Source organism: Acidimicrobiia bacterium (genome assembly GCA_035651955.1).
Lineage (GTDB): Bacteria > Actinomycetota > Acidimicrobiia > IMCC26256 > JAMXLJ01 > JAMXLJ01.
Window position 1 is genome coordinate 23,814 of record DASRES010000063.1, and the last position, 11,099, is coordinate 34,912.

Annotated in this window: 10 protein-coding genes; 4 read left to right on the forward strand and 6 right to left on the reverse strand. The window is 72.5% G+C overall.

From position 1 onward, the window contains the following. Nucleotides 1–56 precede the first annotated feature (56 nt). Nucleotides 57–1,847: a hypothetical protein gene (locus VFC33_13585; protein ID HZR14267.1), complete on the reverse strand. Its 1,791-nt coding sequence runs from the start codon at nucleotides 1,845–1,847 to the stop codon at nucleotides 57–59. 238 nt (nucleotides 1,848–2,085) lie between these two features. On the opposite strand from VFC33_13585, the gene VFC33_13590 reads away from it, so the two are divergent. After that, nucleotides 2,086–4,110, forward strand: a complete 2,025-nt coding sequence (locus VFC33_13590; protein ID HZR14268.1) for a CpsD/CapB family tyrosine-protein kinase — start codon at nucleotides 2,086–2,088, stop codon at nucleotides 4,108–4,110. Next, nucleotides 4,107–5,696: a hypothetical protein gene (locus VFC33_13595; GenBank protein HZR14269.1), complete on the forward strand. Its 1,590-nt coding sequence runs from the start codon at nucleotides 4,107–4,109 to the stop codon at nucleotides 5,694–5,696. The genes VFC33_13590 and VFC33_13595 overlap by 4 nt, the downstream gene beginning before the upstream one ends. Here the strand turns inward: VFC33_13595 and VFC33_13600 are convergent. From VFC33_13600 to VFC33_13615, 4 genes are all read right to left on the reverse strand, one after another. Continuing rightward, nucleotides 5,693–6,994: a nucleotide sugar dehydrogenase gene (locus tag VFC33_13600; protein ID HZR14270.1), complete on the reverse strand. Its 1,302-nt coding sequence runs from the start codon at nucleotides 6,992–6,994 to the stop codon at nucleotides 5,693–5,695. The genes VFC33_13595 and VFC33_13600 overlap by 4 nt on opposite strands. Nucleotides 6,995–7,118: 124 nt before the next feature. Then, nucleotides 7,119–7,334, reverse strand: a complete 216-nt coding sequence (locus VFC33_13605) for a hypothetical protein (protein HZR14271.1) — start codon at nucleotides 7,332–7,334, stop codon at nucleotides 7,119–7,121. A 28-nt stretch (nucleotides 7,335–7,362) separates the two neighbouring features. Further along, complete coding sequence (locus VFC33_13610; protein HZR14272.1) at nucleotides 7,363–8,295, reverse strand: NAD-dependent epimerase/dehydratase family protein; 933 nt, start codon at nucleotides 8,293–8,295, stop codon at nucleotides 7,363–7,365. A 67-nt stretch (nucleotides 8,296–8,362) separates the two neighbouring features. Beyond that, nucleotides 8,363–8,992, reverse strand: a complete 630-nt coding sequence (locus tag VFC33_13615; protein ID HZR14273.1) for a TetR family transcriptional regulator — start codon at nucleotides 8,990–8,992, stop codon at nucleotides 8,363–8,365. A gap of 95 nt (nucleotides 8,993–9,087) precedes the next feature. On the opposite strand from VFC33_13615, the gene VFC33_13620 reads away from it, so the two are divergent. Together VFC33_13620 and VFC33_13625 are read left to right on the forward strand one after the other, a co-directional pair. Continuing rightward, entirely contained in the window at nucleotides 9,088–10,041 is a 954-nt protein-coding gene (locus VFC33_13620; GenBank protein HZR14274.1) for an ATP-binding cassette domain-containing protein, read from the forward strand. Nucleotides 10,042–10,084: 43 nt separating this feature from the next. Then, nucleotides 10,085–10,918 carry an ABC transporter permease gene (locus tag VFC33_13625; GenBank protein ID HZR14275.1) on the forward strand — a complete coding sequence of 278 codons (834 nt, stop codon included), beginning with the start codon at nucleotides 10,085–10,087 and terminating at the stop codon, nucleotides 10,916–10,918. Nucleotides 10,919–10,961: 43 nt separating this feature from the next. Here VFC33_13625 and VFC33_13630 read toward each other — a convergent pair whose 3' ends face one another. Next, nucleotides 10,962–11,093 carry a LuxR C-terminal-related transcriptional regulator gene (locus VFC33_13630; GenBank protein HZR14276.1) on the reverse strand — a complete coding sequence of 44 codons (132 nt, stop codon included), beginning with the start codon at nucleotides 11,091–11,093 and terminating at the stop codon, nucleotides 10,962–10,964. Nucleotides 11,094–11,099: the final 6 nt, after the last annotated feature.

An 11,099-nucleotide genomic window follows, 5' to 3' on the forward strand; every position in this document is an offset into this window, starting at 1 on the left:
CGCACGGTGTCCGCCCCGCGCCTGCAGGCGCACTCGGGTCGGTCCTCCGTCGACGCTCACCCGCTCGGGACGCACGGCCGCGTCACGGCCTCGACGATCCGCGAGGGCGCGCGCGTCGGCGCGTCGTAGGGCTGGGACCCGATCGGGCGCGTCCCCGGGCGGGCCTCCCCCATCGACAGCTTGACGCAGTAGTGCAACCGGCGCTCCCGCGCGCTCGGCTTGCGCTTCGCCGACGTCGCGCTGTTCGGCGCGCGCACGGTGCTCGGCGCGCCGCCGAAGTGGTAGCTGTTCCACTCGAAGCCGCCGTCGATCTGCAACGGCGTGTACCCGCGGTGCGTGAGCGCGGTGGCCGCGCGCCAGCGGGCGCCGTCGAAGGACGCCGAGTCCGCGGTGTACGCGAGCCCCACGACGAGCAGGGCGACGAGCGCGACGCCCGACCACGCCGCCACGGCCGTCGTCGTCACGAAGCGCCCTCCGCGGGCCGCACCGACGTCCTCCGAGGAGGCGCGTGCGCCCTCGGTTCGGGCCGCGCGGCCCGCGTGCAGCACGAGGAGCGCGACGAGCGGGACGACGGGCAGCGCGTACCGGTCGTACATCGGGAGATCGGTGACGAGGGCGACCGCGTACGCCAGCGCGAAGCCGAGGACGGTCGTGCCGAACACGAGAACGGCGGGTCCGGGCGGCGCGAGGTCGCGGCGGCGCAGCCGTCGTCCCCCCTCCATCAGGGCGGGCACGAGCGCGAGGACCAGCAGGATCGCGGCGAGCGACCCGACCAGGACCATCAGGTCGAACACCGCCCGCGGGACGACGTTCGGGCGCGTGCCGGTCATGACGTCCGTCGTGAGCACACCGTCGCGCGAGACGTAGTTGCCGACGAACGGCCGCTTCGGGACGTGGAAGTAGATCGCCGCGAGGAGGAGCGCGCAGAGCACCGTCAGCCAGCCCGTCAACCGCGCGCTCGACCGCCACGCGCGCCGGACGAGCCGCGCCGGTCCCGCGAGCACGACGGCCGGCGCGCACAAGAGGCCGACGAGACGCCACAGGTCGGTGCCCTTGATCACCAGGCCCTTGATCGAGTGGCCGTTCGGGAAGACCGGGGCGAGCGCGAGCGACTCGGGCAGGTTGCGCCACCACACGAACAACGCGATCGCGAGGACGACGAACACCGCGCTCAACACCGCGAGCACGCGGAGACGCTTGCGGTCGTGCTCGTGCGCGAGCACCCACGCGGCCGAGACGATCACGGCGACGGGTGCGACGACCGCGTACTGGCGGATCGAGAACGCGACGAACCCGAGCGCGACGCTGGCCGCGACGAGGGGGATCGAGACGGGTCGCCGCCGCAGCGCGTCGATGCCGACGACGAGGGCGAGCATCCCGAACGCGAACGCGGGCACGTCGGTCATGAAGCTCGCCGCCAGCGGGCCCCAGAGCGGTCCGGCCGCGACCATCACGGCGACGAACGCGCCCACCCACCGAGACCCGACCGTCTGACGACCGGCCCGGAGGACCGCGGCGAGCCCGATCAGCCCGAGGACGGCCGTGAACACCTGCATCGCGGTGATGCTGTGGTCGCTCAGCAACGCGACGGGCGCGCCGAGGAGGACCTGGCCGATGAGGGTCATCGAGACCCAGTTGTTCAGGCGGACGGTCCCGTGGTCGACGAAGCGGAACTGCACGAGCAGGTACGACCAGTCGTCGCTGCGGGGGATGCCGAGCGCGCCGTAGTGCGAGGCGAGCACGAGGGGCACGGCGGCGGCCAGGGCCACGATGGCGGCGCCGACGGCGATCCACAGCACGGCCGTCGACGCGCCGCGGTCGACTCGCTCCATGCGGGTGATGCCCATGGCTCCCTCGGCCGGAAGGGACCGGAACGTAGCCGCCGCGGCCCGCTCGCGCACAGCGGTGGGTAGCGTGCTGCGCCGCGGTCGCGACGCGCCGTGGTGGGGTCGATTTCGGGCGGAACGCCCTGTACCTGCGGATTGTCGAGCGAGTACATTGCGTCGTTCGAACGTCGTCCGTGCTGCGTGGCGGCACCGCGGACCCGGGGCGCACGCCGAGGAGTGACGGGAGCCGCCAGAACCCATGAGACCGGTCGAGTACCTGCGACTCGTACGACAACGATGGTGGGTGCTGCCGATCACCGCGATCATCGGGCTGATCGCCGCGTTCGCGACGAAGCCGGCCGCGCCCAAGCCGATCGTCGTGCCGCCGTCGACGTACAAGGCGACCGCCGTCCTCGTCGCCAAGCCGCTCGGGTCGAGCGAGACGCCCGGCATCGACTACGACCGCTTGGCCCTGCTCGCCACGACGGGTGACGTCCCGCAGCGGGTCTCGGCCACGCTCGGCGTCGGGAACCCGACCGCGTTCACCCCCCCGCCCGTCTCCAAGGACCAGCCGATCGACCCGAACGTCGAGGGCAATCCACGGGGCGTCTTCATGTCCCCGGCCACGGTCGTCGTGACGCCCAACAAGATCACCGGCTCGCTGACGATCGTCGCGTCGGGGAACTCGCGCTACCAGGCGGCCGCGGTCGCCAACGCGATGGCGACGGAGCTGCAGATCTTCCTCAACCTGCCGAGCAGCAACGGGATCGCGACGCCGCTCGTCCACTTCGTGCAGAGCGTGTTCGCGACGGTCGACGCGCAGCGGAAGCCGATCTTCCAGCAGATCCCCACGCTGCACTTCGAAGCCCTCGCCGCGTTCTTCGCGCGGAACATCAACGAGGCCAAGCGCCTCAACGCGCAGCACGACGCCGCGGTCAACCGGCTGATCTCGCTCGACCGCCAGCTGTTCGGCTACCTGCAGACGAACAGCACGAGCCCGCTCGTCACCTACCAGCTCGCCTCGACCAACAGCGAGGACGTCATCCCGCCGAAGCTGCCGAAGGAGGCGGTCGTCAAGGCCGGCCTGCCGCGCTACCTGCTCGGCATGGGCATCGGCATCGCGGTCGGCATCGCGATCATCCTGCTCGCCGAGACGATGCGCCCGCGCGTGCGCGACCTCCGGAGCGCGGAGGGCACCGCCCGCATGCCCGTGGCGGCCGAGATCTCGGCGGTCCCGATCACCCGCGCCGACCGGTTCCGGGTCATCGCCGCGGAGGAGCCGTCCTCGTTGCTCGCCGAGGCGTACCGGACGTTGCGGACGTCGATCATCGCGATGTGGCCGCGCCATCCCGTCAACACCAACGGGAGCAGCAACGGATCGCAGGGCCACGCCGTCCGGCCCTTGCGCACGCTGCTCGTCACGTCCGCGGGCCCCGGTGAGGGCAAGTCGGTCACCGCGGTCAACCTCGCGGCGACGTTCGCCGAGACCGGTGCGCGCGTCATCGTCCTCGACGCCGACCCCCGCCGCCCCACCATCCACCGGTACTTCGGCGGCCGCTCGACCCCGAACCTCGCCGAGCTCGACACCGACCTCACCGCCGAGGACCTCGAGCACGTGTTGCAGGACAGCACGGTGCCCGGCGTCCGCTTCGCGGCGAGCGCGCGCGGGAACATGCCTGCGCAGACCGTCGGCGTGGTGAAGGCGGCCACCCGGGTCGCGACGGAGCTCGCGGACGTCGTGATCCTCGACTGCCCGCCGATCCTCGTCGCCAACGACGCCGCCGACCTCGCGACGGTCGTCGACGCGACCATCTTCGTCGTCCGCGCGAACCGGACGCGCCGCGAGACCGTCGCCCGGGCCGCGGGCCTGCTCAGGCGGGTCGAGGCGCGCGTGATCGGTGCGGTCCTCGTCGGCGTCGAGCGGACGACACCGGACGGGTTCTACGGCTACTACGGGTACTACGGCTACGAGGACGAGAGCGCCCGCCCCCGCAAGCGGTTCCTCGGCGGCCGCCGGAAGCGTGCACGGGCACGGCAGCGCGACGGTCAGCCGGCACGGGCGGTGGAGGCGGCCGGGACCCGGACCGAGGGGTCGCCCCATCCGGTCGCGGTCATCGACCTGACCGACGCGCCGACCCACCACGAGCACGGCGCCCGCAGCGGCACGATCGTCCGTGAGCCGGCGACGCCGCCGTCGACGTCCGCGCCGCGCTCGGACGAGCCTCCCGACGGCGACGGCCCGGACGGCGGTGCCGGACCGGGGACCGCACCGCCGACGCCGTGACCGCGGCCGTCACCGCGACGAACGCGTACGAGGCGCCGGTCGGCCGGCCGACGCTCGGCGACGCGCCGACGTGGTGTCGCTTCATCGTCTTCGTCGGCGTCGCCGCGTACGTGGTGACGCTCGCGATCGGCGTCATCCGCGGATCGTTCTTCCTCCTCGGCGCGTGCGCGCAGGTGCCGTTGTGGGCGATCGTGACGATGCCGCTCGCGCGGAAGATCGCCCGCAGCGAGCGCGACGCCGGCGTCTACGGCTTCGTGATGGCCGCGTTCGCGGCCAAGATGCTCGGCGTCCTCGTGCGGCAGGCCGTCGCGTTCGGTGTCTACGGCGGCGTGCTCGACGCCAACACCTACGACAAGGCGGGCCGGCAGCTCGCGCCGTACTACCGCCACTTCGACTTCAGCCCGAACACCGGCAAGCTCGTCGGGACCGGCTTCCTCAAGGCCCTCACCGGCGTGGTCTACGCGTTCTCGGGCACGTCGGAGCTCGGTGCCTTCGTCTTCTTCTCGTTCCTGTCGTTCCTCGGGCTGCTCATGCTGTGGCGCGCGTTCCGCCGCGCGGTCCCCGAGGGAGACGGTCGCCGGTACGGGCTGCTGGTGCTGTTCCTCCCGTCGCTCCTGTACTGGCCCTCGGCGCTCGGCAAGGAGGGCTGGGGCCTCTTCTGCGTCGGGCTGTGCTCGTACGGCGTCGCGCTGCTGCTCACACGACAGGTCCTCCCGGCGATCCTGTTGCTCGCGGCCGGGCTCGTCGGCGTCACGATGCTGCGCCCGCACGTCGCGCTCGTCGTCTTCGGCGGGCTCGTGTTCGCGGCGCTCGTCGGGAAGTCGCAGTCGGCGTCACCGTCGGCACCGATCCTGCGCGTCATCGTCTTCGGCGCGCTGTTCCTCGTCGGCCTCGTGCTCGTCTCGCAGGCCAAGAGCTTCCTCGGCGTCAACAGCCTCGACCAGACGACCGTCGGCAAGAAGCTCGACAAGACGCAGCAGCTCACCGGGAAGGAAGCGGGCTCGACGTTCTCGCCCGCGCGCATCCACAGCCCGATCGACGTCCCGTGGGCGACGGTCACCGTCCTGTTCCGGCCGCTCCCCTGGGAGGCGCACAGCGGTCAGGAGATGGCGGCGACGGCCGAGAGCCTCTTCCTCGTCATCCTGACGATCAAGTCGCGCCGCCGCCTCCGCTCCATCCCGCGGATGGCGCGCGAGCGGCCATACATCGCGTACTGCATCGGCTTCACGGCGATGTTCATCTTCGCGTTCTCGTCGTTCGCGAACTTCGGCCTGCTCGCGCGGCAACGAACGCAGACCATGCCACTCGTGCTGACGTTCCTCGCGCTGCCCGAGTTCGTGCCGAAGTGGCGGCAGGAGCAGACGCCGGCCGGTACGCGAACGATCGACCGCGTCGAGGCCGCGGCGCCCGCCAGCGCGTGGTCGGACAACCCGTACGCGCCGTTCATGCCCGTGCCGAACGGGCGCACGCCCGAGCACGCGAACGGCCAAGCCGCGCAACCGCGTGAGTACGACGACCGCGACCCCTACGCGCCGTTCGGGATCACCGCGCGCGACGACCCGTACGCGCGCTTCCGCGACAGCTAGAGCGTCTCGCCCTCGAACGCGTGCCCGCGCAGATGGGCCTTCGCGTCGAACACGAGCTGCGCATGCGACGCGATCGTGTCGGCGTCGAACTCGGGATGGTCGACGAGCACGACGACGAGATCCGCGGCGGCGAGCGACTCCGGCGTGTAGTCGACGAGGTCGAACGGGAGCGGCGCGCGCAGGACGGGCGGGATGTGCGGGTCGCACGCGTGCACATCGGCACCGAGCGCCGCCAGCCGCTCCCCGACCGCGACCGACGGCGACTCCCGCCAGTCGGACGTCCCCGCCTTGTACGCGACGCCGAGAAGCAGGACCGACGTGCCGCGCACGGCACGGCCGTAGCGATTGAGCAGGCCGGTGATCCGCTGCACGACGTACTCGGGCATGTGCTCGTTGACCTCGTTGGCCAGCTCGACGAGCCGAAACGGGTGCCCCGAGCGGCGTCGCACGCGCCACGACAGGTACGAGGGGTCGATCGGGAGGCAGTGCCCGCCGACGCCGGGCCCGGGCGTGAAGCGCAGGTACCCGAACGGCTTGGTCGACGCGGCGTCGATCGCGCTCCAGATGTCGACGTCGAGATCACCCGCGAACATCGCGAGCTCGTTCATCAGCGCGATGTTGACGTGCCGGAACGTGTTCTCGAACAGCTTGACGAGCTCCGCCTCGGCGGTCGAGCCGACGGGGACGACCTTGTCGACGAGCGCCGAGTAGAACGCCTCGACGCACCGCAACGAGGCGTCGTCGATGCCCGACACGACCTTGGGCGTGTTCTCGAACGTCCACGTCGGGTTGCCGGGGTCGATGCGCTCGGGCGAGTAGCCGAGCATGAAGTCCTCGCCCGCGCGCAGGCCGGACCGCTCGAGCAGCGGCCGTACGAGCTCCTGGGTCGTCCCGGGGTACGTCGTCGACTCGAGGATCACGAGCGCGCCCGGCGACAACGCGCCGGCAAGGGTGGTCGCCGCGGCCTCGACGTACGACAGGTCGGGGATGCCCTCGCGCAGCGGGGTCGGGACCGAGATGACCGCGACGTCGAAGCCCGCGAGGTCCTCGGCGCGGTCGGTGGGGTGGTACCCGGCGCGCAGCGCGGCGGCGAGCCGCGCGTCGTCGACGTCCTCGACGTAGGAGTGACCGGCGCGCAGCGCGGCCAGCCGATCGGCGTCCGGCTCGAATCCGACGACGCGGAACCCGACCTCGGCAGCACGCATCGCGACGGGGAGCCCGACGTAGCCCTGCCCGGCGATCACCACGGTCGCGCGGCGCTCGTCGAGACGAGCCTCCAGTGCACCCGGGTCGGTCATGCGCTCCACCCACCCCCGCTGACGTGCCGAGCGCGGCACGGTACCACCGAGGGTGTGCGCGCTGCCGCGGGCACACGCACGAATCGCGGCCCTAACATGCCCTCTTCATGGCTCACTCGCCTGCTCAGTCGCCCGCTCGCTCCCGGCCGTCCGCCCACGGCTCCGCTTCGCCGCGCACGACCGTGCGAGTCGGGCGGATCGCCGCGGTCGTCGTCGCGGCGGCCGCACTGGGCGCGGGTCTGGCGTCGTGCAGCAGCACGGCCGGGACGACCCCGGCCACGATCACGACGACGACGACCGCGCCCGGTCCCGCGATGAGCTTCTTCGCGAACCCGCCCACGAGCAACGGACACTGACGGGTCGCCCCGTCACCGCGCGCGCCCCGAGCGGAGCCAGTCCACGTAGCGACCGAGCCCCTCGGCGAACGACACGTGGGGCTCCCAGCCGAGCGTCCGCCGGGCGGCGGTGGCGTCGGCCTGGCTGACCTTGATGTCACCGGCCCGCGGATCGGCGAAGACGGGGTCGGGCCGCGTGCCGAGGAGGTCGCCGAGGATCGCGAGCAGGTCGAGCAGCGTGTGGCACTGGCCGGGCGCGACGTTGAGCACCGCGCCCCGCACGCTCGCCGGCGCGGTCGCGGCGGCGAGGTTCGCGGCGACGACGTCGGACACGTACGTGAAGTCGCGCGCCTGGAGGCCGTCGCCGTAGACGGTCGGCCGGTCGCCCGCGAGCAGCGCGGCGGCGAAGAGCGGGATGACCGCGGCGTACGCGGCGTCGGGGCGTTGGCGCGGCCCGTAGACGTTGAAGTAGCGCAGCACGACCGTCTCGAGCGGGAAGAGCTCCGTGAACACACGGCAGTGCCACTCGGCCGCGAGCTTGCTCACCGCGTAGGGCGAACGTGGCCGCGCGGGAACGGTCTCCGCGGTCGGCTTGCCGCTCACCCCGCCGTACACGCTGCTGGACGACGCGAGCACGAGGCGCCGAGCGCCCGCGTCGCGCGCGCCGACGAGGACGTTCAACGTGCCCTCGGTGTTGGCGCGCTGCGTCGCGACCGGGTTGTCGACGGATCGCGAGACGGCGCCAAGCGCGGCGAGATGGAACACGACCTCGACGCCGTCGATCGCATCCGCGACGGCACCGGCGTCGAGCACGGAGCCGACGACGAGGCGGGCCTCGTCGTGCACGTTCTCGCGCCGACCGGTCGAGAGGTCGTCCAGGACCGCGACGGCGTTCCCCTCGGCGAGGAGGGCATCGACGAGGTGCGAGCCGATGAACCCGGCACCCCCCGTCACGAGCACCCTCACCCCGTCCGCCTCCCGGTCCGTCCCCGCTGCTGGCGATGAAGGCCACGGATCTTCGCACCCCCGCCGCTCAGGCGCCTCCTCCGGCGCGCAGGTGCCCGACGATGACGCGCAGCTGCTCGGCGAAACGGGTGCGGAACTCGTCCGAGTCGGCCGCCACGCCGCACAAGCGCTCGATGTGCTGGGGCATCACCGCGGGCGCCGCCGTCGCGCCCATCACCGCGACGAGCAGGTACGCGGGATCGATGTCGCCGGCCAGCTCGCCCGCGGCCTGGCGCTCCCGCAGGGCGACGACCTCGGGTGCCTCGCCGTCCACGGTCGGCTGCTCCACCGCCGGCCCGCCCGCGGTCAGCCCCTCCCACACGAACATGCGGAGAAGATCGGGCGAGTCCAGGGTCGCGTCGACGTACGCGGCGACGAACTCTGGCAACGGCAGCTCCCGGCCCTCGATCCCGGCCTCCCGCGCGTGCCAGCGGTCGAGGATCTCGCGGTACAGGCCCTCCTTGCCGCCGAAGTAGTACGAGATGAGCTGCGCGTTGACGCCGGCGCGCTCGGCGATCCCCCGCACGCGGGCGCCCGCATAGCCCTTCGCCGCGAACTCGGCCAGCGCCGCCTCGACGATCCGCTCGCGTGTCCGCTCGGCGTCACGACGCCGGGCGTCGGGCTCGGGTGCGCGCCGCGGTGACGACTTCTCCATCATGTGAGTAACTTTCTCATTCGTTTGCTTGACTTTCGTCATTCGGATGAATGATACTGCGGCGGTCCACCCCAGCCCGCGACCCGGGAGCCACCACGATGACCGCGATCGTCGAGGCCCGCGGCCTCACCAAGCACTACGGCAAGACGCGCGCCCTCGACGGGCTCGACCTCGTCGCGCACCGCGGCCGCGTCGCCGCGGTGCTGGGCCCGAACGGCGCCGGCAAGACGACCTTCGTGCGAGCCGTCGCGACGCTCGTACGGCCCGACGGCGGCTCGCTGCACGTCGCCGGGATCGACGCCGGCCGTGACCCCGCGGCCGTCCGCCGCGTCATCGGCCTCGCCGGGCAGTACGCCGCGGTCGAGGAGGCGATGACCGGCCGCGAGAACCTCGAGATGGTGGGCCGCCTGTTCGGCCTCGACCGTCGCGCGGCACGACGCGCCGCGGCGTCGGTCCTCGATCAGCTGGGGCTGAGCGCCGACGCCGACCGTCTCGTACGCACGTACTCGGGCGGCATGCGCCGCCGCCTCGACCTCGGTGCGAGCCTCGTCGGCTCGCCTCGGCTCCTGCTGCTGGACGAGCCGACGACCGGCCTCGACCCACGGAGCCGCATCGCGCTGTGGGACGCGATCCGCGCGCTCGTCGCCGCGGGCACCGACGTCGTGCTGACGACGCAGTACCTCGACGAGGCCGATCAGCTCGCGAGCGACATCGTGATCGTCGACCGCGGTCGGGTCATCGCGTCCGGAACGCCGAGCGAGCTGAAGGCACGAGCAGGTCGCGACGTCGTCGAGATCCACGTGCGCGACGCCGACTCCGTACCTCGCGTCGCCGACGGGCTCCGTCCGCTCGATCCCGACCCGCGGGTCGACGTCGCGACACGCCGCGTCGCGATCGGCGTCGACGACGGGACGGCGCGGCTGATGGAGGTCGTCCGGGTGCTCGACCTGCTCGGCGTGGCGGTCGACGACGTCGCGCTGCGACGGCCGACGCTCGACGAGGTGTTCCTGACGCTCACCGGCCAGCCCGTCTCGGACGCGGACGCGGCCTGAACCGACCGGCGACCCCGCAACGACCAGAGGAAGGAAGAACACGATGACCGCAACCGTCACCGCCCCGCCCGAGCTGCGCGACGAGCGCCGGGCGCGACCCGACGCCGGTCTCCTCTCGAGCAGCGTTGCGGTCGCGCGGCGGACCGTGCGAAGGTTCGTGCGGACGCCGCAGCTGCTCGTGATGAGCACCGTCCAGGGCGCGCTGTTCCTCCTGATCTTCCGCTACGTGTTCGGCGGCGCGATCAGCACCGGCGGCGTTCCCTACGTCGACTTCCTCGTCCCGGGGTTCGTCACGACGACGATCCTGTTCGCGGGCAGCGGCGCCACGGCGGGCGTGGCGGAGGACGCCGAGCACGGCTTCTCGGACCGGTTGCGCTCGCTGCCGATCCCGCGCTCGGCCGCGGTGCTCGGCCGCGCGCTCGCGGACACCGCGTTGCTGGCGTGGAGCCTCGCGGTCACGACCGCGATCGGGTTCGCGGTCGGGTTCCGGCTGCACACGGACGTGCCCCACGCGCTCCTCGCATTCGGCCTGTGCATCGTGTTCGGGTTCGCGTTCGAGTGGATGTTCGTCACGATGGGGCTCGTGTCCGGCAGCGCGCAGGCGGCACAGGGCATGGCCATGCTCGTCTTCCCGCTGACGTTCGTGTCGAGCGCGTACGTCCCGGTGTCGACGATGCCGTCCTGGATGCGTCCGATCGCGGACCACCAGCCGATCACCGTCATGGTCGACGCGGTCCGGTGCCTGGTCGGCGGCCGGCGCGTCGAGGCGCTGCTGCACCACTCGGCCGGCCACGACGTCGTCGTCTCGTTGCTGTGGAGCGCCGTGATCGTGGCCGTCTTCGCGCCGCTCGCGATCGCGCGGTTCGCCCGCCGGTAGCGAGTGGGATGGGAGACGGACGCGAACCGAGCCGGCGCCCGGATCACGCGCCGGGCTCGCGCGCGAACTCCGGATCCGTCGCGACGAGACGCACCAGCTCCGCACGCGAGCGGATCCCGAGCGTCTGGTAGACCCGCACGAGGTGCTGCTCGACGGTGCGCGGGCTCAGGAACAGCGCGGC